This window comes from Maribacter aquimarinus, from assembly GCF_047345505.1.
Taxonomy (GTDB): Bacteria; Bacteroidota; Bacteroidia; order Flavobacteriales; family Flavobacteriaceae; genus Maribacter.
Map to the genome: position 1 here is coordinate 33001 of NZ_JBLFEO010000023.1, position 25252 is coordinate 58252.

General features: G+C 43.8%; 12 protein-coding genes. 11 read left to right on the forward strand and 1 reads right to left on the reverse strand.

Features of this window, described 5'->3' with window-relative positions; translation table 11 throughout:
* Positions 1-247 precede the first annotated feature (247 nt).
* Positions 248-1435 (forward strand): aldose epimerase family protein, encoded by a 1188-nt coding sequence (locus tag ACKWCC_RS14930; protein ID WP_413996756.1) that lies wholly within the window; start codon positions 248-250, stop codon positions 1433-1435.
* 116 nt (positions 1436-1551) lie between these two features.
* Positions 1552-1680: a hypothetical protein gene (locus ACKWCC_RS14935; RefSeq protein WP_413996757.1), complete on the forward strand. Its 129-nt coding sequence runs from the start codon at positions 1552-1554 to the stop codon at positions 1678-1680.
* Here the strand turns inward: ACKWCC_RS14935 and ACKWCC_RS14940 are convergent.
* Positions 1677-5744, reverse strand: a complete 4068-nt coding sequence (locus tag ACKWCC_RS14940; protein ID WP_413996758.1) for a hybrid sensor histidine kinase/response regulator transcription factor — start codon at positions 5742-5744, stop codon at positions 1677-1679. The genes ACKWCC_RS14935 and ACKWCC_RS14940 overlap by 4 nt on opposite strands.
* Before the next feature lie 373 nt (positions 5745-6117).
* Between ACKWCC_RS14940 and ACKWCC_RS14945 the strand changes: the two genes are divergently transcribed.
* The 9 genes from ACKWCC_RS14945 to ACKWCC_RS14985 all read left to right on the forward strand — a co-directional run bounded on the left by ACKWCC_RS14945 (position 6118) and on the right by ACKWCC_RS14985 (position 25214).
* Entirely contained in the window at positions 6118-6948 is an 831-nt protein-coding gene (locus ACKWCC_RS14945; RefSeq protein ID WP_413996759.1) for an AraC family transcriptional regulator, read from the forward strand.
* Positions 6949-7173: 225 nt separating this feature from the next.
* Entirely contained in the window at positions 7174-10170 is a 2997-nt protein-coding gene (locus ACKWCC_RS14950) for a SusC/RagA family TonB-linked outer membrane protein (RefSeq protein ID WP_413996760.1), read from the forward strand.
* Between the two features lie 25 nt (positions 10171-10195).
* Positions 10196-11785, forward strand: a complete 1590-nt coding sequence (locus ACKWCC_RS14955; protein ID WP_413996761.1) for a RagB/SusD family nutrient uptake outer membrane protein — start codon at positions 10196-10198, stop codon at positions 11783-11785.
* 90 nt (positions 11786-11875) lie between these two features.
* Entirely contained in the window at positions 11876-15226 is a 3351-nt protein-coding gene (locus ACKWCC_RS14960; RefSeq protein ID WP_413996762.1) for a VCBS repeat-containing protein, read from the forward strand.
* A complete protein-coding gene (locus tag ACKWCC_RS14965) occupies positions 15210-15797 on the forward strand; it encodes a hypothetical protein (RefSeq protein WP_413996763.1) in 588 nt (195 codons plus the stop codon). The genes ACKWCC_RS14960 and ACKWCC_RS14965 overlap by 17 nt, the downstream gene beginning before the upstream one ends.
* Positions 15794-19144 (forward strand): VCBS repeat-containing protein, encoded by a 3351-nt coding sequence (locus ACKWCC_RS14970; RefSeq protein ID WP_413996764.1) that lies wholly within the window; start codon positions 15794-15796, stop codon positions 19142-19144. The genes ACKWCC_RS14965 and ACKWCC_RS14970 overlap by 4 nt, the downstream gene beginning before the upstream one ends.
* A 38-nt stretch (positions 19145-19182) precedes the next feature.
* Positions 19183-22446 carry a VCBS repeat-containing protein gene (locus ACKWCC_RS14975; RefSeq protein WP_413996765.1) on the forward strand — a complete coding sequence of 1088 codons (3264 nt, stop codon included), beginning with the start codon at positions 19183-19185 and terminating at the stop codon, positions 22444-22446.
* On the forward strand, positions 22446-22841 hold the full coding sequence (locus tag ACKWCC_RS14980) for a TonB-dependent receptor (protein WP_413996766.1): 396 nt from the start codon (positions 22446-22448) through the stop codon (positions 22839-22841). The genes ACKWCC_RS14975 and ACKWCC_RS14980 overlap by 1 nt, the downstream gene beginning before the upstream one ends.
* Positions 22842-23078: 237 nt before the next feature.
* Positions 23079-25214 (forward strand): beta-L-arabinofuranosidase domain-containing protein, encoded by a 2136-nt coding sequence (locus ACKWCC_RS14985; protein ID WP_413996767.1) that lies wholly within the window; start codon positions 23079-23081, stop codon positions 25212-25214.
* Positions 25215-25252 lie beyond the last annotated feature (38 nt).

Genomic DNA, 25252 nt, shown 5'->3' on the forward strand with positions numbered 1-25252 from the left:
TTTTAGTAACTGTGAATTATATGCTGATTAATTTGGCTAGCTTAAATGAATGCACGATTTTCAACAATATTGCGGCTATTTTGAACTAATGTGTCCTAGTGAGTAACCATGTTCTATTGTATTTTTAAGAAATTTAAAACGCCATAAAATCTACTCCAATGAAATCAGCCATAACATTTCTTGATACCAACCGAGATATTCTCTGGCGAGTTACATTTGACCGTTAAAAATTATAAAATCTGAACAGATGAAAAGAATGATAAACTTGTCGGTTCTACTTTTAATAATACTGACCACTATTGCCTGTAAGGAAAAACCGCATAATAAAACAACTGAAAACGAAGTAATTCTGGAAACAGAGCGCATAAGTAAAGAAATTGACCCATCTAACTTTAGGTCCCAAATTGATGGAAAAGAAGTTGGTCTGTACACCCTAATGAATAAAAACGGGCTGAAAGCCACATTTACCAATTACGGCCAGCGCCTGATCTCCCTTTACGTGCCCGATAAAAATGGGGATTTCGAGGATGTGGTACTCGGGTTTCCTACTCTGGAAGGATACATCAACGCCGATGAAAAATACTTTGGGGCGACCATCGGTCGGTATGGCAATAGAATCGCAAAGGGCAAGTTTACCTTGGACGGGAAGCAGTACGAACTGGAGACGAACAACGGCGAAAACCATTTGCACGGGGGTGAAAAGGGCTTTGAAAGTGTTGTCTGGGATGCGAACCAAATATCCGATAACGAAATCGAGTTTACCCGTACCTCTCCCGATATGGAAGAAGGTTATCCCGGTAATCTGGAGGTCAAGGTAAGCTATTTATTGACGGATGACAACGAGCTGAGAATAGACTATGAAGCCGTGACTGACAAGAAAACACCGATCAACCTGACCCATCATTCTTTTTTCAACCTACGAGGCGAAGGCGATGGTACGGTCGACGAGCATATTCTGATGATCAATGCCGATAAATTTACGCCGGTGGACGCAGGACTTATCCCAACTGGGGAGCTTCAAGAGGTGGCTGGTACTCCGTTCGATTTTACTAAGCCAAAACCCATCGGCCAAGACCTTGGGGTAGAGAACCAACAATTGAAGTACGGCGGAGGCTATGATCATAATTTTGCATTGAAGGATGCGCCTAAGAATGAAGACGGTCTGGTCTTGGCGGCCAAGGTCACCGAACCGGAAAGTGGACGTGTCATGGAAGTGCTGACCGATGAGCCGGGACTTCAATTCTATGGCGGTAACTTTTTGGATGGCGGGGTGGTCGGAAAAAGCGCGAATCCATACATATTCAGAGGTGCGTTCTGTCTGGAGACCCAGCACTTTCCCGATGGCCCCAATCAGCCTGATTTCCCCAATACTATTTTGGAACCTGGGGATACCTATAGTTCAACCTGCGTGTATAAATTCAGTACGCAACCGTAAAGCCATATAAATGGATAAGGTGTTTAACAAGTTGAGTTTTACACTTTTATTGTGCCTTTTTATCGGAATGCCCGGACCTTATGCACAAGACAGACCGTACCGAAACAAATAATCTTATGGATGACATGCTCGAAAAGGCCTCTGAGATGATAGCGTTATACCAAAATTGGGCGGATGAAATCAATGTTTTACCGTGGGACGAAGTGCTCGAAATCCGCGAGAAGAGACGCCAGAAAAACCCTTAGTAATCTTGGTTTTGCAGGGTTTCTTTTTTTGCAAAAGAAGTAGGTGTCAATTGAAAATGTTTCTTGAAGACCCTGCTAAAATAACTGGGTTCGTAACCGGTCATATAGGCAACTTCCGAAATTGAATAGCCTTCTTGCAAAAGTATTTTTGCTTTTTCCATACGTATTTTTTTGATGAGGTCCGAAGCGCTGCTACCTGTTATTTTCTTGATTTTTAAGTGCAATAGGGATCGGCTGATTCCGGCAAGTTCCGATAGTCTCTCTATCGTGAACCCCGGATCTTCATAGTGGGCCTCAATCAGATCGGTGATCTTTAAGAGGAATTCCCTGCTTTGATTGTTTTTTGGAACATGGCCCGATTCTTTTTTAAGAATGCCAGAATAGCGTTGTTGTAGATTATTGCTCGACTCTAACAGGTTGTTGACCAATAAATCAAGCTCCTTAAGGTTAAAGGGCTTGGCCATAAAGGCATTGGCGCCCATTTCCAATCCATCCAGCTTATCTTGTTCATTGGTTTGGCCGGTAAGCATAAGAAAAGGCACATGGCTCGTCTTTTTCGATTTCTTGACCGCTTTACAGAGCATAAAGCCGTCCATATTCGGCATACGAACATCGGATATGATAATATCGGGTGCGGTCTTTTCTAATTTCAATAATGCCTCTTTTCCATCTTTGGCTGTAATTACCTTGTAGTCGGCCGAAAAATGCTTGTGCAAAAAGGTCAACAACTCACGATTGTCCTCAACGAGCATTAACGTAAATTCTTTGGGTGTCGGTGCTTCATCCAATTGATTTGGTTGGTTATGTTCAACGATTAAATCTACCGGTATATCCGCATTCTTGTTTCCATGGATCCTGTTCACTTTTTTATCCTCGGTCAATTGTAGTGTCAAAGGTAGTTCTATTGTAAAAGAGGTGCCTTTCCCTCGGGTACTTTTATAGGCCATCGAACCGTTCAGAAAAGCCACCAAGCTTTTTACCAAGGCCAACCCGATCCCTGATCCGGTTTTTTCTCTCTTGGAATTATTTTGGAACGGTACAAAGAGGTTTTCGCGATCTTCTTTTTTTATACCGCTACCCGTATCTTTGACTTGTATTTTTATAAGACCTTGATTTTTGGTTTGGGTAGCTATTTCTATGGAAATGCCTAGTTTTACTTTGCCATAGGGTTTTGTGTTCTTTACGGCATTCGAGACCAAATTGGATACGATCGTCTCTAACTTTTCCGCATCAAAACAGCATTCATATTTCTCGACGTTCGTTTTAAAGGACACCTGAAGGTTCTTATGTCTAAACAGGGGGTCAAAGGCATAAAACGTATCCTTTAAAAAAACAACGATGTCGCCCTCGCCCAGCTCCAATGTTGCATGATCTGTCTCCATTTTTCGGAACTTTATCAATTGTTGGACGAGGTGGTGCAATTTTCGGGCACTCTGTTTTACCGAAACAAGACTACTATGGTTTCCGGTAAAAGATGACTTCAGGGAGAGTTCTTCGATTGCGGCGATGATCAAGGTCAACGGGGTTTTGAACTCATGCGAAATAAAGGTAAAGAAGTTGAGCTTGTGCTGGTTGATTTCCTTGATTTTGTCGTTTTCAATTCGTTCCAACTGTACGGCTAAGTTCTTTTTTTGGATAAATTTTAGAAATCGGTAGTAACCATAAACGGCCAAAAGAAATACTAATGTGTAAATGGCAAATGCCCAGGTTGTCTTCCAAAAAGGTGGAAGTATCGTTATTGCCAGAGTTCTCTGAAAAAATTTTTCTCCGACCGTATTGGCGTTGCTAGAACTACGAAGATGAAAGGTGTATTCGCCATGTGGCAGATTGGTATAAGTGGCCGTGCGCTTGTTTCCCACATTGATCCAATCGCTTTCATATCCTTCCAAGTAATAAGAATAGGAATTGTCGCCCTCTGAGAAATAATCCGTTTTCGCGAATTCCAGGGTAATGGCGTTTTCATTATGCTTTAAGGTTAAGGTATCCACTTTGTCAATATGGGCCTTCAAGGGTGATTTGTCGCCTATTTCAACTTCCTTGTTAAAAAGTTTCAGCCCCGTAAAATTTATATTCGATGATTCGATAGGTGTATTTAGGCTGTCCGGATGAAAATAAGTAAGTCCATTGACCGACCCAAAGTACATCCATCCCTCTTTATCCTTAAGAAAGGACTTGTAATTGAATTGATTTGAAGACAGCCCGTCAGATAGGTAGTAGTGCTCGAACGATTCATTTTTCGGGTCATAAAAATTCAATCCTGAATTTGTGGAAACATAATATCCTTTATTGGGGGCTTCCAGAATTCCGTAAACTGTATTGTTGGATAGCCCTGCTTTCTTATCGATAATACGAAAGGACTCGGATGAGGGTTCCCATTTCATTAGACCGCCCCCATAAGAACAAAACCAAAGTTGACCCTGTTGGTCTTCATAGGCACCAATAATTTCATTGTCGGAAAGGCCGTTCTTTTCGGGAACGTCCGTTGTATAATTGAGCACTTTTTCTGAATTTGCCATTACCCTATAGATTCCTGATTTAGAGGTACAGATCCATAAGTCCTCGTTCTTATCCTTTAACAGGTCGTAAACAAATACATTTTCGAAAGTTTCGGGGGTATAGATGGAAAACGAATCGGTTTGGTAGTCATAAATATTGAGTCCGTATTGGGTGCCTACCAATAGCTTGTTCTCTTCGAGCTGTAAAAGGGAATAGACATGATCGTTGGATATGGAATTGGGGTCGTCAGGTTGGTTTTTAAAGACCGTAATAGTACCGTTCGTAGGGTCGTATCGATTAAGGCCGCCCAAGAAGGTGCCTATCCAAATGTACCCTCTACTATCTTCTAAAAGGGCGTGGACATTGTTACTGCTGATCGATCGGTTATCGCCGTTTTGATGCTTTAGGTAACTGAATGTATTTTTATTCTTGTGGTAAATCGTAATTCCACCATCTTCCGTTGGGACCCAAAGGTCGCCATTGCGCAGCTGGATTATTTCACTGATCGCTTTTCCGCTTAACGACTCATTAAATTCGTTGGGCAACATTTTAAGGAAACCGGTTTTTACGGGTTTCGAATAATTGAGACCACCAAAATAGGTGCCGATCCACATAATGTTTTCGGTGCTTCTGAACAGGCTATGTACGGCCTTGTCAGACAGACTGTTGGGCGTATCGTAGAACGATTGACCGTAGTGCTCACTAGTTCCTTCGGTCTTGTCGTGAACAAAAAGACCGTATTCTGTTCCTATCCACAGCTTATTGTTTTCGTCTTCGGAAATGGCCCTTACCACATTGGCTTCCAGTTGATTAGGTAGTTTGGAAAAGGATACGTGCTTAAATTCATCTTCGGTTGTGTCATATTTGAAGAGGCCCTTAAGTGTGCCAAGCCAAACCGTACCTTCCTTATCCTTGTATAGGGTAGGTTTTACATAGTAACCACTCAGACTAGGCGAATTGGTTCTTTTAGGGTACTCATATTCTTTAATCGTTTCCCCTTGTCCGTTTATTAGGAGTATTTTATCGTCCGAGGCCAAAAAATATACATTGGCCTTATAATCACAAATGGCCCTGACATTTGTCCTGCCGATTATATTTTCTATACCGAATCCCTCATCAATTTTGAAAAGGCCATTTCTACTACAGATAAAACCAAGACCACCCGTAGATCGATAAAGATTGTTGACAAAACCTATTGAACGATCGGAGCCTTCTATCATTTTGAAGCTGTCAAGAGTATAATTGTATATATATAGACCGTGATTGGTTCCGATAAAAAGAGTATCCCCGTTAGACAACAATGAGGTAATCTGGGTAAGCCCGGATCCAATCTCACTGTTATGATAGGTTTTTACTTCATAACTGTTATAACTATCCAAGCCCTCACCCGTCGCAATCCAGATTAGACCCTTGTCATCTTGTTCAATGTCTGAAACAAAACTATGTGACAGACCTTGTTCCGAGGTGATCTTAAAGATTTCGCGCTGCTGTGAAAAAACCAAAACGGAGCAATTCAGTACGAGAATACCAACTATGGACTTTTTACAAGTTCGAAGGACCGCTTTCATGTGGCATATAAATTAAATAGGCACTGGGGTTTAAAAACTTAAACCGTGAAGATCAAAGTGAATTTTTAGACAAATATCCTAGAAATTTAAACTAAACTACAAAAAATATTTTCGACAATAGGCTAATCTTGTGTAACGGAAAAGATATCTATTCTCTTGAGAACATTGTATTTAATCTATTAGAGGGTCTTTAAAGATTGCTTTTTCGAGTAGGATATTTGTAGAAAGACCATTGAATAATTTGATTATCCTAAAAGAGTATGATATGTAAGGCATGTTTACATTGAGCCAGTACTATAAGATTGTACAAGAATTGCATTTAAGTTAACGGACCATAGCAATGAAAGTTTATCCTTTTGAAATCCCGAAACCCATGAACGAGAATTTGGTCGTTACGCAGGATCTCGAAGGCTCATTTTACAACAAGCTTCATGTGCACAAGGAAATACAGATAACCTATATCGTCAAAGGTAACGGTAGCCTTGTTGTCTGGGACAGTGTGCATTCATATGTGTCGGGCGATCTTTTTGTCATAGGCAGTGATATTCCACACGTATTCAAATGTTTTGATGGCTGCAAAAACTCCCATAGAATATCAATATTCTTTACAGCTCAGACTTTTGGTGCCGATTTTTTCGAGATCGAGCAATTGGAAAGTATAAAAGCCTTTTTCTCTTTAACTCAAAATGGTTTTAGGTTAACGAACTACAAAGCAGATGTTGGCCAAATTATGAGGAGTATTCCTGTTGCCGACAAGTTTAAAAAATTCTTGATGTTTCTTGAACTTATCGAAAAATTATGTAGATATGACAAGGAAAGATTGACAAATTTCATTTCAACTCAAGGCATTTCTAGTAGTGAGGGCAATAGAATGCGCGTGGTTCTCGATTATGTGATGGAAAACTTTAGAAATATCATAACCCTAGAGGAAATAGCCGAGGTGGCCTGTATGACCCCGAACGCTTTTTGTAGATTCTTTAAAGAGCGTACGAATAAGACCTTTTTTTCTTTTCTTATCGAGATGAGAATAGAGCACGCCTGTCACTTGCTAAAAGAAAACAGAGATTTATCGGTAGCCGGTGTCTCTATCGAATCGGGGTTTAAGTCGATTACGAATTTTAATCGAAAGTTCAAAAAATGTAAGGGAATGACACCTTCGGAATACGTACAAAATACAAGCATCTCGCTACAGTTTGCGAGCTAGGTGCTGCGATAACCTTGGTTTTCCATATTGGGGTCTTGAACCTGCACTGCGATGCCGTTCGGCACTAAAAAGAGAACATAAGTCTGTATGCGCTAGACCTTATAGGCTTATATTATTTTATCATAACACTATTTTATCCTGATGAAACTATTTTCTTTTTAGGGCATTGTACAGTGAGTATATTCACGGTAAAGAATACGGAAAAACCTAACGAAACTAAGAGCAATGGAGAATATGTTTAAAACTTTCGATCCGGTTATCAAAAGAATGGCTTTTTGGATAGCCTTGTTCTTAGCTGGAACACCTATGGCCTTCGGGCAAGTAATGACCATTACCGGTAGCGTAAGCGATGATCAAGGCCAACCCATACCAGGGGTAAGTGTAGTGGTCCAGGGCACGGCTACGGGCGTAGCCACTGATTTTGATGGAAACTATGTTATAAGTGCCAATCCGACAGATGTTCTGGTCTTTTCATATATTGGCTTCACTACGCAAGAAGTGAACGTGAACAATCAGACCACGGTCAACGTTACCCTTCAAGAAGACGTGGCCCAGTTGGATGAGGTTGTCGTGGTGGGCTATGGTACTTTAAAGCAAAAGGAAGTGACCAGTGCCATCATCAGCGTAAAGGAGGAGAGTTTCAACAGAGGTAACCTGAACAGCCCCGAACAATTACTGGCGGGTAAGGTCGCAGGCTTGACGGTTTCGAAACAAGGCGGTAGCCCAACTGCTGGATCGACGATTCGCTTAAGAGGTTTAACCACTTTTGGGGCTAATACCGAACCATTGATAGTGATTGATGGTGTAATCGGCGGCAGTCTTAACAATGTAGATCCCAACGATATAGCTTCAATCGATGTCTTAAAAGATGCTTCCGCTGGTGCCATCTATGGGACCAGGGGTAGTTCGGGGGTAATCATCATAACCACGAAATCAGGTACCACCCAACAAAAACCGCAGTTAGACTTGAATGTTTACAGCGTATTGGAAGAAATTGCCAATTTGCCGAAAACCGCAAGTGTCGAAGATTTTTTGGCGAATGGAGGCCAAGACTTTGGCACGAGAACCGATTGGATGGACGAGACCACCCGTACCGCTATGACCAACGTGTATAATGCGGCCTTTTCGAACAACATCGGTGGCACTTCGTATAGGGCTTCCGTCAACCTTCGCGATATTGAAGGCATTATACAAGACCAAGATGTGAACGCCTTGAATGCAAGGGTCAATCTTTCGCAGCGTTTGTTCGATGATCGTTTAAGATTAACGGGCATAATATCCTTTACAAGAACTAATTCCAATTTGCAGGATGAAGGGGCCTTGCGTCAGGCACTGTTGTGGAATCCCACTGCACCGGTTTTTGAAACACGACCCGAAGCAGATTTGGGAAGGGACCCAAATAGATTCGGGGGCTATTTTGAAACGGAGGAACAATCGGTTTTCAACCCGATAGCCATGTTGAACTTGAATACCAGGGAGCGTAAGGATAAACGTACCTTGGCCAATTTCAAAGTAGATTACGAGCTGGTAGAGAATTTGACGCTATCCGCCAATTACTCCTATCAAGTGACCAGTAGATTGGAAGGATTCTATAGCAACTCCGGTTCCATTACGGGTGCAGGTCGAGGCCTTGAGGGCGGCGAGCGTGTCGGTGGGCGTGCAGAACGTGTGACTTTTGACGAGAGCGATCAATTGTACGAGTTTACCGCCAACTACTCAAAGACCTACGGAGATTTCAACTATACAGTTCTTGCGGGTTACGGTTATCAAGAGCAGCTCTACGAGGAGTTTTGGGCAACAAACACAGATTTCATTACGGATAGCGTTTTGTGGAACGATTTGGGACTAGGTCTCGGATTGTCTAATCCGGGTGGAGCCGTTGCGGGCTTAGATTCTTTCAAATCAGAAGCACTGCTAACATCGTATTTCGGCCGTGCCAACCTGAGTTATAGCGACACCTACAACCTTGCGGCTAGTTTCCGTAGGGAAGCTTCTTCGAGATTTGGTGCCAACAACAGATGGGGTAATTTTTGGGCCTTGAGCGGTAGTGTCAATTTGGACAATATTTTTGAAATCGACAACGTAGAAATACTGAAGCTCAGGGCAGGTTATGGGGTTACCGGTAATACACCGGTAGAACGCTATGCTTTTTTGGAAACCCTTGGCGCCGATCCAAATAATCTTGGATTTGTTAACGGTCAGTTTATTCCTGCCGTCGAGCCCACATCGAACCCCAACCCAGATCTAAAATGGGAAGAAAAAGGCGAATTCAATGTTGGTCTGGATTTCTCCATTTTTGACAACAGAATATATGGATCATTGGACTATTTTAATAGGACGACTTCCGATTTGTTGAATACCATAGATGTGCCAAGTCCGCCCAATTTATTTCCTAGGACTTTGGTCAATTTAGGAGAGTTGGAAACCAATGGTTTTGAAGCTCAAGTAACTTTTGGTTTGTTCGATAAAGAAGACTTCACTTGGGATTTCGGGGTCATCTTCGATACCAATGAAACGAAATTGGTAAGGTTCAATAATTTGGAGAGTTCTGAATTTTTGCTCGAGAACCTGGGCACCCCTGGGTTTAACAACTTGTTGGCGACCAGGGTAAAGGAAGGTGATGTCATCGGAAATATCATGGCACCCCAATTTTCCCGTTTCAACGATGAGGGCAAGGCCCTTGTCTTTGCCGCGGACGGTACCGAAGTATTGGCTTCCGAGGCTTCGCCCGATGATTTTGTGGTGGCCGGAAACGGACTACCGGATTTCAGCCTAAGTTTCACGAACACATTTACCTATAAGGATTTTGACCTCAACTTTTTATGGCGTGGCATTTTCGGTCATAGCTTGGCCAATTTGCCCGCGGCCAAATTGGGGCATCCCGTTCGGGCCACACAGTTTCGGTATATCCAGCCTGATTTTTTCAACCCTGCCGATACCGACGATAGCGCATGGCATACAGAATATGTCGAAGATGCCTCGTTTCTGAGACTGGACAATATAACCCTAGGATATAATCTCAATGTGAAGAACCTTGGGGCATTTTCGAAACTCCGGTTTTATGCCACAGGTAACAACCTGATTACCATTACTGGCTATTCAGGTGCGGATCCCGAACCAAGATTTACGGGAAACACGGGTATTTTAGCTCCGGGCTACGATCGTTTGGCCAATTTTTTCCCGACCCGTTCCCTAACCATAGGTATTAACGCTACTTTCTAAACTAATGAAAACTAAAACGCAAACGATGAAAAATAGAATAATAGTATTAGTACTGTTGTCGGCTTTTGTGCAGCATTCATGTAGTGATATCGAAGCGGATGTGTATTCCGAAATCACACCGGAGACGTTCTATCAGACGGATGTTCAATTGGCCGCAGCCGCCGCTTCTGCTTATACCCCATTGTACAGTTATTGGGGAAGTTTTGAGGAGCAAGACATTACCACCGACCAGTCTACTTGTCCGATCAGGGTAAATGGTGGTTGGAACGACGGTGGATTATGGCCCCGTTTGATGGAGCACAACTTCAACGAGCGTGATTTCGTTAATGGCGAATGGAACCGCTATTTCGGTGGTGTTGCGTCCTGCAATCGTTTGATAGAGATTTTTACCGAAAATGTGGGCGCCGATGCACAGATCAATTCTGAGTTGCGCGCGCTTAGGGCATTCTATTATTTCAAATTATTGGATCTTTTTGGTAATGTGCCCATAGAGACCCGGTTTGCCGAGGCCGACCCGGCACCACCACAATCGTCCTCAGCTGAGGTTTTTGCGTTTGTGGAGCAAGAGTTGCTCGAGAGCATCCCGAACTTACGGGAAGAAAAGAATATCGAGACCTATGGTAAAGTCAACAAATGGGTGGCCTATACGGTATTGGCCGATTTATACACCAATGCAGAACGTTTCGGTGCCGGAGCACATTATCAAGAAGCGGCCGATGCCGCGAATGCCGTAATCAATAGCGGAACGTATTCCTTGGAAGCTGGTTATTTTAAAAATTTTAGGGTAGATAACGAAAGTTCCAATGAGAACATTTTTATCATTCCTTTTGACAAGAATACCGCGCGGGGCCTCAATATATGGTCGGGTGCCCTGAACCAATCGGCAAGACCTTCTTTTGGATTGGTCGGCCAGCCATGGGGCGGATTTAGCATACAGGAAGACTTTTACAACGCCTTTGAGGCGGATGACAGACGTAGGGGTATGTTTATTGTGGGTCAGCAGTATACCATCGACGCCGAACCTACATGGACCGACACGGATGGGTTTTTTTACAACAATCCGCAACCTGAGTTCGAATTGATAGACTGTACAGAGGATTTCAATAGGGCACTTCCCGAAGAATTGGCCGAGAAACCTATCGACTGCAACATATTCATTACTCCCGAAATTTCATTGACAACGGCTAGGGGAATTGCCTATTACCGAGAAGGCGCCAGATATGGTAAATATGAAATAGAATTGAACTCGGGCCAGCGTAACTATTCCAACGATTTCGCCATCTATCGATTTGCCCACGTACTGTTGATGCGGGCGGAAGGTCTCTGGAGAGCCGACAACGGCAGTGCAGAAGCCTTGAACCTCGTAAATCAGGTGAGGGAAAGAGCAGGCCTGCCCGCACTTACGACACTTACCGAGGACGATTTATACTGGGAACTTAAAAAAGAATTGGCCATGGAAAATCATGCAAGACCTATTACGATCCGTTTCGGTCATTGGGAAGATGCTTGGTTTTTAAAGGAGGCCAACCCTGGTGAAACACACAAAAGATTTTATCCAATACCTCTAGAACAGTTACAGTCCAATGTGAACCTAACGCAGAATCCGGGATATTAGAATTTGTTAGTTTTTTAGTTAGTTTTAAAATTGAAGAGGGGCGGGTTCCCTCTTCTTTTTTAACTAGGGTTTTAGTAATTTCATTGGTGTATGCGACTGGTTTTACTTTTAGGTTTTTTCATTGGGATAGCCTCATGTAAAGAGGGGAAAAAACCTTCGGCTGGGATAACCGTTTTCGAGTTTTTGGACGCTTCGGCATCAGGTATTTCATTCAATAACCAACTGGAATATACCGAAGACTTCAACATCTATCTCTACAAAAGCTTCTATAATGGCGCTGGGGTTGGTATGGCAGATTTTAACAATGACGGTCTTCAAGATCTATTTTTTTGCGGCAATCAAGTCGATAATCGACTCTACCTGAATTTAGGGGATTTTAAATTTAGGGATGTCACCGAAACTTCAAGCGTAGCCAGTCAAGGTGCTTGGAGCACAGGGGTCAGCATTGTAGATATCAATGCCGATGGATGGATGGATATTTATGTATGCAAAAGCGGAAAGCCCGATAGCAAAAACAGAAAAAATGAACTATTTGTACATACAGGAAAACTAGATGCCTCAGGAAACCCCATATTTGAGGAAAAGGCCAACGAATGGGGAATAGATGATCTGGGCTTTTCCGTGAACGCCACTTTTTTTGATTACGACCAAGATGGTGATCTTGACATGTACCTTTTGAACAATTCCATCAATCCTTCGGAAGTGGTGCTGGATGCGAAAAAAGGATTGCGGGAGATATACGATGCAGACGGCGGCAACAAACTGTACAAAAACATTGGAAATCGTTTTGTCGATGCAACTAAAGAAGCCGGAATTTATGGCAGTGCCATTGGCTTTGGCCTAGGTGCCTCGGTCGGGGATGTGAATCGTGACGGCTGGCCCGATCTCTACGTTGCCAATGACTTTTTTGAAAAAGACTACCTCTACTATAACAATAAGGATGGTACGTTCAGGGAAGCTTTGGAGCGCTCCCTGAACGAGATAAGCCAAGGGGCCATGGGCGTCGATATTGCCGATTTGACCAATGACGGTTGGCCAGAGATCTTTGTGACCGAAATGCTTCCGAATGGCCATGAACGGCAAAAGACAAAGGTGCTTTTTGATGGTTGGGACAGCTACGCGCTGCGATTGCAAAATGGATACCATCGGCAGTTCCCTAGAAATACCCTTCAGCTGAACCAAGGCTTGAAGCCCTGGGACAGTATTTCAACCTTTAGCGAAGTCTCCCGCTTTGCCGGAACCGCTGCCACTGAATGGAGCTGGGGCGTACATATGCTCGATCTGGACAACGATGCCCAAAAGGAAATATACGTGACCAATGGTATCGTCAAAGATCTGTTAGATCAAGATTATATCGATTTTTACAACAATGCCGATCAACTGCGTAAAATGTACCAAGAAAAAGGAGCGGTAATCAAAGAACTTGTCGATAAGATGCCTTCTTCGAAGGTTTCCAATTTCTTGTACAAGAACGACGGAAATCTCTGTTTTCATGATCTTGCCGTGGATTGGGGCCTGGGCACTCCCTCTTTTTCCACGGGTGCAGCTTTTGGCGATCTTGACAATGATGGCGATTTAGACCTTGTAGTGAACAATTTGAACGCACCCCCCTTTTTGTATCGGAATACGACCAAAAAGAACTTTTTGAATTTGAAGTTGATGGGAGATAGGCAAAATAAAGATGCCATCGGAAGTCAAGCTACAATTTACGTCAATGGTCAAATACAATATCAAGAACTATTCCCGGTTCGTGGTACCATGTCCACTATGGACAATCGCCTGAATTTTGGCGTAGGAAATTCTGATCAGGTGGACTCGCTGGAAATTCGTTGGCCAGATGGTGGATATACTGTTTTGCATGATGTGGCGGCCAACCAGTTTTTAAAAGTCGGCAGAACTAAAGTCAAAATTACGGAACGGCCGTCCAGAAATGTTAAGGATGATGTTAACGTCTTTATGCTAAAGGAAGTCACTGATGCTAATTTCGGTTTTCAATTTGCCCATCAGGAGAATGCCTATTTGGACTTAAATCGGGACAAACTACGCTACAATTCCATTTCAAAAGAGGGCCCCAAAATGGCCTTGGCGGATGTTGATGGCGATAATGTTATGGATGTGTTTATTGGAAATGCATCCGGCAGTTTAGGTATGTTGTATAAGGCTTCAAAAATCCAGGGATTTAGTTCCCACGGAGACCAAATTTTCGAGAAGGATAAACAAGCGGAAGATGCCGGAGCTGTTTTTGTAGATGCGGACAATGACGGCGATCAGGATCTGTTGGTGGCCAGTGGAGGTTACGAATACCCGTCCAGCAGCTTTGCCTTGGCAAATCGTTTGTACTTGAATGACGGAAAGGGTAATTTCAAAAAATCGAATCAGGTCATTCCCAGTGGGAAACTCTATGATACCTCGGTCATCCTTCCGGCCGATATCGACAATGACGGAGATATGGATTTGTTCGCGGGTTCAAGAACGCAACCATTGGCCTATGGAGTGCCTGCGCCCAGCTTTTTATTACAAAATGATGGGGCCGGGAATTTTTCGGACATTACTAAATCGCATGCCCAATTCTTTGGTGAAATGGGTATGGTCACCGATGCCGCTTGGTTCGATTATGACAATGACAATGACCAAGACTTGGTCGTGGTGGGCGAATGGATGCCCATTCGATTATTTGAAAACGATGAAGGATTTTTCACCGAAAAAACGAATGAAAAAGGATTGTCGGCAACAAATGGATTATGGAATACCTTGGAGGTTGCTGATTTGGATAATGATGGGTATCCTGACTTGATCGTTGGCAACCTGGGCAAGAATACCTTTTTTAAAGCTTCCGATGAAACGCCTTTGACGCTGTACGTGAATGATTTTGATGCCAACGGCCAAATTGACCATGTGCTGGGCATATATGAAAACGGCAAGCTATACCCGATGGCCACCAAAAAGGAGATGACGGCCCAAATGCCCTATCTGTTGAAGAAATACCTGAAACATTCCGATTATGCAGATCAGACGATTCAAGATATCTTTACTCCTGAACAATTGGAGAACGCTATTAAACTGATCGTGAACCAAACGGCTTCCATGGTCTTTTGGAACAATCAGGGTGTCTTTGAAGGTGTTACTTTACCATTAGAGGCGCAACTGTCGTCAATCTATGCCATTTTGCCCGTCGATTTGAACCAAGATGGATATCAAGAATTGGTTCTGGGCGGCAATCTTTTTACGGCCAAACCGCAAACGGGCACGTATGATGGTTCCTGCGGGTTGGTGCTTAAAGTTATGGCCGACAGGACTATTAAAAGTCTTTCCCCGGCCCAATCGGGCTTTTATGTTAAAGGCCAGATCAGGGATATAAAATCCGTTTCCATCGGAAACAAAGAACTAATATTAGTTGCCAGAAATAATGACGAGATCAAAGTATTTGAAAAAAATCGCTAGGGTTTCCCTTGCCAATTTATGGGTCATCGGCATTACCGCATTGGCCTTGGCCTGTAACGGGAAGCCGACCCTTGCGGAAGTAGAGGCGGAGGAATTGGCCCGGAATGTGGCGTTTGACAGTCTTTTTTACGGTCTCCATTTTGGAATGACCATGCAAGATTTCTACGACCATAGCTATGATATGAACCAAGAAGGCATTTTCTTTCAGAACAATATGAATGTGGAAGTGATCATCCATTATGACGAGGATTTCAGCTCGCCCGTTGATTTTGTCTTTTTCCCAGACACTTCCTATCCCACCATTCAAAAGGTCGACGGCTATATGATGTTTCGGCAGTGGGCGCCCTTTACAAAAGAATATCCTGCATCAAAACTACAAGAGGAGCTAAAGGAAAAAATGGAAGAATGGTACGGTGGCCGTGAGTTCATCAAAATCGAGCATCCGAAAGGTCATTGGCCGTATGCCTATGCCAAGGTGGACGGCAATCGAAAAATTGTATTGTACCGTTCTTTTGACGATCAAAAAGTGGAAGTGGTTTTTGAGAACCTGAACGCGAAGCATAAAGAATGAGAAGAGTAGTTCCATATCTGGCGCTGATTTGCAATTTCCTTTTTTTATCCTGTTCGGAAAATAACAATTCTGGGTGGCAAGCCCTTTTTGAATTGCTTCCTGCGGAAAGAACGAATATTGAATTTGAGAATACCCTCACCTCCACCAACGACTTCAACATATATCGATACCGTAATTTTTACAACGGTGCGGGTGTGGGTCTTGGAGATGTCAACAACGACGGACTCTTGGATATCTATCTGTCCGCGAACATGCAACCCAACCAACTTTATATCAATAAAGGGGATTTTGTTTTTGAGGACGTTACCCAAAAGGCAGGGGTCGCTGGCCAAAGGGCATGGTCCACCGGGGTTTCCATGGTCGATATCAATGCCGATGGATGGTTGGATATCTATGTCTGCAATTCGGGCGACGTTGCCGGGGATAATAAGCAAAACGAGTTTTTCATCAATAACCAAGATGGAACCTTTACCGATAAGGCAGAAGAAATGGGCTTGGCAGACAAAGGCTTTTCCACCCATGCCGCTTTCTTTGATTATGACAAAGATGGCGATTTGGATATGTACCAATTGAACAACTCCTACCGATCGATAGGAAGTTTTAATCTACGGGAAAACGAGAGGCCCGTGCGCGATGCCTTGGGCGGCGATAAGTTGTATCGGAACGAAAATGGCAGATTTATCGATGTCAGCGAAGAAGCGGGTATTTACGGCAGTGTCATCGGTTTCGGTTTGGGGGTGGCTGTTTCCGATTTCGATAAAGATGGTTGGCCAGACCTTTATATTTCCAATGATTTTTTTGAACGCGATTATGTGTATATGAACAATGGCGATGGCACTTTTCAGGAAGCTTTGGAAGAAATGATCAATTCCACCAGTTTGACCTCGATGGGTGTAGACGTGGCAGATTTGACTGGCGACGGTTATCCCGAGATTTTTGTGAACGATATGCTCCCGGAAACCGATGAACGCTTCAAAACGGCAATGACCTTCGAGAATTGGGACAAGTACCGGCACAATCTCAACAATGATTATTACCATCAGTTTACCAGAAATACGTTACAATTGAACCATGGCCCGATAGGCGAAAAGGGCCTGAAGTTCGGTGAAGTGGGCAGACTGGCGGGTGTTGAGGCCACCGATTGGAGCTGGACCGTGCTTCTTAACGACCTGGACAACAACGGCGAGAAGGATATCTTCATTACCAACGGCATGTATCAGGATATTCTTGATCAAGATTTCATCCAGTACATTGCGAATGAAGAAGTAGCGCGGATGGTCATCAAGGAAGAGGGTGTGGATTACAAGAAACTCATCGACCTAATCCCTTCAAAATTATTGTCGAATTATGCGTATTCGGGGAATGGAAATCTTGATTTTTCAAATGTTACCGCTGAATGGGGTTTACAAACCCCCGCCAGTTCAAGTGGTGCCGCTTATGGAGATCTGGATAATGACGGGGATTTAGATCTTGTCGTAAATAATGTCAACCAACCCTTATTTATTTATAAAAACCATACCGATAAGGTAGAAGCGAATCACAATTTTCTAAAAATCCGTCTTTTGGGCAACAGCGGAAATACCAATGCCATTGGGGCCAAAATAACACTAAAGGCCGATAATAAGCTTTTTTACCAGGAGCAATTTCTGAATCGGGGCTTTCAATCCTCAGTAGATCCACGCATACATTTCGGATTGGGAAACCTGTCCAAAATCGATACCTTGATCGTAGAGTGGCCTTCCGATAAGCAAACTTTATTGACCGGTGTGGATGTTAATCAAAATTTGGATATAAAGGAGTCGGATGCAAAACAGATAAAAATCCATCCAAGCGAATATCAAAAACCGATTTTTGAGGAGTTGACCATAAATCCTCCTTTGAATTTCAAGCATAAAGAAAGTCAGTTTGTCGATTTTAATCAAGAACGTCTGATCTACCATATGAATTCTACCCAAGGCCCAAAAATATCCGTGGCCGATGTTGACCAAGATGGTCGGGAGGATTTTTATATCGGTGGGGCAAAACATCAGGTCGGGCAATTGTACTTGGGGAAGGGAGCTATTTTTTCAAATTTTCGGCAAGAGGCATTTTCCAAAGACAAGGAGTCCGAAGATGTACGGAATTTATTCTTTGATGCCGATGGTGATGGTGACAAAGACCTCTATGTGGCAAGTGGCAGTAGCGAATTTGGCACTTCTTCTTTCGCTTTGGTAGATCGCCTGTACTTTAATGATGGAAAAGGAAATTTTGAGAACTCGGGCCAATCGCTTCCCGTGACGACACCGCAACATACTTCGACGGTAAAGGCCTCCGACTTTGATGGCGATGGTGATTTGGACCTTTTTGTAGGCACTAGAATGAAAAACAACAGCTACGGGGTGCCCCAGAGTAGTTTCTTGTTGCGGAATGACGGTACGGGCCGATTTACCAACGTTACCGAAACCCAAGCCAATGAACTTTTGGGTATAGGTATGGTAACCGACGCACTTTGGGCGGACAGGGACAACGATGGCGACCAAGATCTTCTGGTCGTTGGGGAGTGGATGGGCATTCGAATGTTTGAAAATAATGGTGGATTGTTAAAAGACATCAGCGAAGCTGTCGGTTTACAGGACACTTCCGGCTGGTGGAATACGGTCATAGCTTCGGATCTGAACGGGGATGGGATCCCTGATTTCATAGTAGGTAACCACGGTCTCAATTCGAGGTTCAGGGCTTCCAAAGAAAAACCTTTGACCTGTTACATCAATGATTTTGATGGTAACGGCTCGGTCGAACAGCTCATTTGCCAGTACAACGGAGAGAAACAATACCCCATGGTATTGCGCCATGATTTGATTGCCCAATTGCCCCATCTGAAAAAGGATATATTGAAATATGCCGATTACAAGAACAAGACGATGAACAATCTATTTTCCGAGGAACAGTTGCAACGATCGATCATACATGAAGTAACTGAATTACGGAGCGGAGTACTGTTAGGTAACGAGGACGGCGCCTACAGTTTTGCCCCGCTTCCAAAGGAAGCACAATACGCGCCCATATACGCGCTTCTATCCAACGATTTCGATGGGGATGGTGTTGCCGACCTATTGGCCGGGGGCAATTTGTACCATGCAAAACCGGAAGTGGGCAGATATGATGCTAGTTATGGGGTTTTGTTGAAAGGAAACGGCGATGGCAGTTTTACGACTTTGCCGATGCAAAAATCCGGCCTCGTTTTCGATGGAGAGGTAAGAGACTTGAAAATCGTGAAAATGGATGATAAGGAACTTCTGGTCGTGGCCCGAAACAATGATGCCCCGCAAGTATTTAAGTGGGGCCGTCAAAAACAACAAGATTTATGATAGAAGGCAGTAGGAGCATAGGGCAGTTATTTTTGATTTTGTTGGGTATTACCCTAGCCGTTTCCTGTGAATCGAAACCTGACAAACGATTTACCGAACTGAGTCCGCGTAGAACCAATATCGATTTTTCCAACACCATACAAGAAACGGAAGAATTCAACATTCTCGATTATCTCTACTTCTATAATGGTGGCGGAATCGCATCAGGGGATATTAATAACGATGGCCTTCCGGATCTTTATTTCACTTCCAACCAGGGCAAGGATAAATTATATCTGAATCAAGGCGATTTGGAGTTTAAGGATATTACGGAAAGCGCAGATGTCGGCGGGGAAGCTGGAAACCATAAATGGACAACGGGTGCCACAATGGTCGATATCAATGCCGATGGTTGGTTGGATATTTATGTTTGTGAGGTCAACGGCTATATGCAACTTACGGGAAAAAACCGTTTGTACATCAACAACCACAACCTAACCTTTACTGAAAGCGCAAAGGAATACGGCTTGGATATTGCAACATATTCCCAACAACCGGCCTTTTTTGATGCAGATCAAGATGGCGATTTAGATCTGTTTCTTCTTAACCATGCAGTACACACCCCCGATTCTTACCAAAAATCGGAAATCCGTAAGTCAAAGGATGTCCTCGCAGGAGACTTGTTCTTCATCAATGAGAACGGGCGTTTTCGTGACGCTACCGAAGCTTCGGGCATTTACAGTGGTCCAATGGGCTACGGACTTTCGGTCAATATTGCCGACATCAACAACGATACCTATCCGGATATTTATGTGGGCAACGATTTCCACGAAAATGACTACCTCTATTATAACAAAGGCGATGGAACTTTTGAAGAAGCGATCACCCAATCCACAAAGCACAACAGCACCTTTACCATGGGTGCAGATATCGCCGACTACGACAACGATGGCTGGTTGGATATTTTTACCTTGGACATGAAACCGGAGGATGAGGTAATCCAAAAACGTTCCGCCGGGGTAGATGCGTATGACGTTTATAATTATAAATTGAACTTTGGGTACCACTATCAATATTCACGCAACATGTTGCAACGAAACAGCGGTAGTATTTTGGACAGTACAAAAGTGGTCTTTAGTGAAATCGGGCAATTAAAGGGCATAGCGACCACGGACTGGAGTTGGAGTGCTTCCTTTGCCGATTTGGACAATAACGGTTTTAAAGATTTGTTCGTGACCAACGGTATTCCCCGACGGCCCAATGACCTGGATTTTGCCAACTATACGGCCAATGAAGTGGAATTGGACAGTCTTACCGCGATGGAAGGTTTGGCGAGAATGCCCGAAGGTGCGGCATCGAATTACAGTTTTGCCAATGAAGCGGGAAGTTTTGAAAATGTTTCCGAAAGTTGGGGGATCAATAAAAAAGGTTTTTCTAATGGCGCATTGCCCATTGACTTGGACAATGATGGGGATCTGGATCTCGTGATCAATAACCTGAACGAACCTGCTTCTATATATAAAAACAATACGATGGAGCTGGGAGGAGCAAATTATCTCAACATTCAATTAGCGGGGCCAAAAGGAAATCAAAATGGGATCGGTGCAAGGGCCTTGGTTTTTTCCAACGGTAAAATACAGTTACAGGAAAACAAACTTACTTCCGGGTGGCTCTCAAGCAGAAATTCAGACATATTGCATTTTGGCTTGGGAGTTGGTGAAAAAATTGATTCCGTACAAGTGATCTGGCGCGCTGGCAAGGCACAGACCATTGTGAATGTGGAAAAAAACTCCTTAGTAGCTGCTAAACATGGCCTGGCCAAGCATAGGCCTTACAAACGAATTCGAGCTGACAATTTAATTTTTAAGGATATGACCGCCATATCGGGTATAGACTTTTTGCACCGTGAAAACGACTTTGACGATTTTAACCGTGAAAAAATGATACCCCATCTTTTGTCTACCGAAGGACCAAAGATGGCGGTTGCCGATGTAAACGGCGATGGTCTGGACGATTTTTATATCGGCGGTGCCAAAGGACAATCGGGGGAACTGTACCTGCAACGGCAAAATGAAAAAACACTGTTCAAGAAAAATAGCCCGGCTATTTTTAAAGAACAATGGGTTCATGAGGACACCGATGCCGTCTTTTTTGATGCAGATGCCGATGGCGACCAAGATCTCTATGTGGTCAGTGGCGGTAGCGAACTTTTCAAGGGCGAGGGTTTGCAGGACCGGCTTTATTTGAACGATGGCGAGGGAAATTTTTCCTACGACCCGAAAAACCAATTACCGAACACCGAATTCAACGGTTCCTGTGTTGTGGCCTTTGATGCGAATGCCGATGGACTGATGGATTTATTTGTCGGAAACAGATCATATCCCACTAAATACGGACTTCCTGCGGCCAGTAAGTTCTTTCTGAACAGAGGTCAAGGGAAGTTTGCCGATGCCTCCATTTCGCTTTTAGAGGATAGGGGAAGTATAGGCATGGTCACAGATGCGGTGTGGATCGAAAATGAAAAGGAATTGGTAATCGCGGGCGAATGGATGCCGGTGACCATCTATAGTTTTAAGGAAGGCAATATCGAGCGAAAAAAATTGGAAAATACTTCAGGTTGGTGGAATGCTATTGAATTTGCCGATTTGAACAATGATGGAATTCAAGAAATACTTCTCGGTAATTTGGGGTTGAACACGAATATGCAAGCATCCGTTGAAGAACCTATGGATTTGTATGTTTACGACTTTGACGGAAACCTAAGTACGGACCCCATAATTTCCTATTACAAGAACGGAAAACGCTGGCCCTACGCTAACTTAGATCTTCTCGCCCAACAGATCGTGAACGTAAAACGAACCTATCGCACCTATTACGATTATGCCAATAGTTCCTTTTCCGAAATTTTTCCCGATGAGCAGTTGAACAAAGGGTATCATTCCCAGGTTCAGACCTTGGCTTCGTCCTATTTAGAATCTGCAAATGGAAAATATGTTCTAAAACCATTGCCCGAATCGGTTCAGTATGCCGCTATCAATGGTTTTGTTTCCGATGATTTTGATAACGATGGGAATACAGAGGTGATAGCCGTGGGCAATTTTTACGGAAATCAACCCTCAATGGGGCGTTCCGATGCTTCATACGGTAGTTTTTTAAAGGTTTCCAATGATTCTGTGTTGGTGGATGTACCTTTTGCCACATCCGGATTTGCAGTGGATGGTGAGGCGAGGGACATCAAAATAATGAATGGTCCTGAAGGGAAAAAATGGGTGCTGGTCAGTTTTAACAATCGGGGCATTAAACTCTTTCAATCGAAAAATTGATGCGAAACATAATCACGGCAATGATCCTTTTTCCACTATGGCTCTCCTGCAAAGGCGTCGCGATCGAAAGCCCACAAAAATCCCCGGAAAAAAAAGCCACGGCCCAAAGTAATTTGACCTTGCTTGACCGTTTGAAGAGCGTATCGGGAATTGCCGTGCAGCGTGGTGGGGTGGTAGTAAGGGGGCAGGTTGGCCAGCGAAGTGGGGCAACGGCGGCGACCAAACCTCTATTTGTGGTGGACGGACAACGTATCGGGAACGATATCGGAATAGTTCAGGGCTTGGTGGATACCAACGATATTGTTTCGGTAGAAGTTGTCAAAGGGGCGGCGACCGTAGATTATGGACTACAAGGGTCGGGCGGGGTAGTCCTTATTAAAACAAAGAAGAATTAGATTGTAAAGGTATCGAATGGCCGCTAACACTATATTAGTAAGTTGTCGTAGTATTTTACCACAAATCAGAGACGCACAATCGTTTTCTTGGAATCTTTTCGGCCTTGGCTTATATTTAAAATACCGGTGAATAAAGTAGTGCCAATTGTCTACAAGGCATTCCTAAGGAAACCATTTAAAACGATGACGGCAAACCTTAAAATAGTTAATCTCGATTATCGAGTAAAACCTAATATAATGAAAAAGTACATACTATTGGTGGCTGTTGTGTCAACCTTGGTTTCCTGTAAAGAAGGCCCATCAAAAAACGCGACATACAGTACAGAAAAATCCCACGCACTTTACCTTCAAAATAGGTCGCCCTTAAGGCCCAATGCGTATTTAGAACTTCCCTTGGGAAGCACAGCACCAGAAGGTTGGTTAAAAGACCAGTTGCAACGAATGGCCAATGGCATGACCGGTAAACTGGATAGCATATACCCAGAGGTGGTGGGCCCAAGGAACGGTTGGCTAGGAGGCGATGGCGATGGCTGGGAACGTGGCCCGTATTGGATCGACGGATTACTTCCCTTAGCCCATATTCTGGATGATGAAGAGCTAAAGGCAAAAGCTCAAAAGTGGGTTGAATGGACCATCAACAACCAAGCCGATGATGGATATATCGGCCCCGTTCCCTTTGAAGAAGAACCTGAACAACAACCCGGGTTGCAACGCGGAAAGCGAAAAGACTGGTGGCCCAAAATGGTCATGTTAAAGATATTGCGCCAATATTACAACGCCACGGGCGACGAACGGGTGATAGAAACACTCACGAAGTACTTTAAGTACCAATTAAGCGAGTTGCCAAAACGTCCTTTGGATTACCTTACGCTATGGGCCAATCGGCGTGGCGCGGACAACCTACAGGTGGTGTACTGGCTTTACAATATCACGGGAGATGATTTCTTGTTAGATCTGGGGGAAACCATACAGGAGCAGACCTTCCCGTGGACCACCGTTTTCAGCAATGGGGAGAATTACAACGATCCGGTGACACCTTGGCATTATACAAAGCTTAAGCGATACCCCTTTGACACTAGCGAAATAAACAATCTGACAGTCTCCAAAATTGGGGGCATACATACCGTGAACTTTGCCCAAGGCCTAAAAGCCCCGATAATCTATTATCAAAAGGACACCGATGAAAAGTATGTTGCTGCCGTAAAAAAAGCACTCAAGGACATTAAAAAATATCACGGGCAACCTCAGGGAATGTACGGGGGTGATGAACCCCTACATGGGCCCAACCCCGTGCAAGGTGTGGAGTTCTGCTCCGTTTCGGAGGAAATGTTCTCATTAGAAAGCATGTTGACAATCACAGGGGATATGGAGTTTGCCGATTTGCTCGAAAAGATCACCTACAATGCCCTGCCGCCTCAAGCATCTGACGATTATATGTCGCGCCAATATTTTCAGGCGGCCAATCAAATCGAGATCAGCGATCGATTGGAAACCTCGTTTCAGACCAACTCACATAAGGGTACCGATTTTGTGTTCGGCACACTTTCGGGCTATCCCTGTTGTACCACCAACATGCACCAGTCGTGGCCCAAATTTGTGCAAAACCTGTTCTATGCTACTCCTGATCGCGGGGTTGCTGCACTACAGTACGCTCCGGCAACGGTGCGCATGAAAGTTGCCGACAGTGTTGCCTTGCGAATTGTGGAAACCACGGGATTTCCATTTCGAGAATCGGTCGTTTTTGATTTCGAACTAGAAAAAAATGCGAGTTTTCCGTTTCATTTGCGTATTCCGGCATGGACAAAAAACCCTTCGATTACCGTAAACGGCCAAAATGTTGAGGTTGACATACAAAATCAAATCGCCATAATCCAAAGGGAATGGAATAACGGAGATCAAGTCACTTTAACCCTGCCCATGGAAATCAAAACCTCTAAATGGTACGAGTTTTCAACCGCCGTAGAACGTGGACCTCTAGTGTATTCTCTAAAAGTGCCCCATATAGAAAAGAAAAAGGACAGGGGCGATATCTATAGGGAATTTACCGAAGTCTTCGCATCAGGGGACTGGAACTATGGATTGATTCAATCTGAGTTGGATAACATGCCGGAATCCGTCGAGGTCGTTGAAAAGGACTGGGACGGCAGTTACCCTTGGAACTTGGAAAACGCCCCCATCGAATTGCGAATGACCGGTGTAAAAGTCCCTGAATGGAAGGAAGTGAACGGCGCACCCGTATTCCCAGGATTTTGGGACGGGTATTATTGGGACGGCGATTACGGCGAAGGAATCAAAAAAGAGGAAATTACCTTGGTGCCTTACGGTTGTACAACCTTGCGAATAACCGAATTTCCTACCTACAATTTAAAATGACGTGCGATAATCCCTGGAAGCGAGCAGTTTCCCATAGC

Excerpts from the sequence above, each read along its gene's own strand:
- ACKWCC_RS14950 (WP_413996760.1), top strand. The coding sequence starts at position 7,174 with ATGGAGAATATGTTTAAAACTTTCGATCCGGTTATCAAAAGAATGGCT.
- ACKWCC_RS14955 (WP_413996761.1), top strand. The coding sequence starts at position 10,196 with ATGAAAAATAGAATAATAGTATTAGTACTGTTGTCGGCTTTTGTGCAG.
- ACKWCC_RS14960 (WP_413996762.1), top strand. The coding sequence starts at position 11,876 with ATGCGACTGGTTTTACTTTTAGGTTTTTTCATTGGGATAGCCTCATGT.
- ACKWCC_RS14930 (WP_413996756.1), top strand. The coding sequence starts at position 248 with ATGAAAAGAATGATAAACTTGTCGGTTCTACTTTTAATAATACTGACC.
- ACKWCC_RS14980 (WP_413996766.1), top strand. The coding sequence starts at position 22,446 with ATGCGAAACATAATCACGGCAATGATCCTTTTTCCACTATGGCTCTCC.
- ACKWCC_RS14945 (WP_413996759.1), top strand. The coding sequence starts at position 6,118 with ATGAACGAGAATTTGGTCGTTACGCAGGATCTCGAAGGCTCATTTTAC.
- ACKWCC_RS14985 (WP_413996767.1), top strand. The coding sequence starts at position 23,079 with ATGAAAAAGTACATACTATTGGTGGCTGTTGTGTCAACCTTGGTTTCC.
- ACKWCC_RS14940 (WP_413996758.1), bottom strand. The coding sequence starts at position 5,744 with ATGAAAGCGGTCCTTCGAACTTGTAAAAAGTCCATAGTTGGTATTCTC.
- ACKWCC_RS14935 (WP_413996757.1), top strand. The coding sequence starts at position 1,552 with ATGGATGACATGCTCGAAAAGGCCTCTGAGATGATAGCGTTATACCAA.
- ACKWCC_RS14970 (WP_413996764.1), top strand. The coding sequence starts at position 15,794 with ATGAGAAGAGTAGTTCCATATCTGGCGCTGATTTGCAATTTCCTTTTT.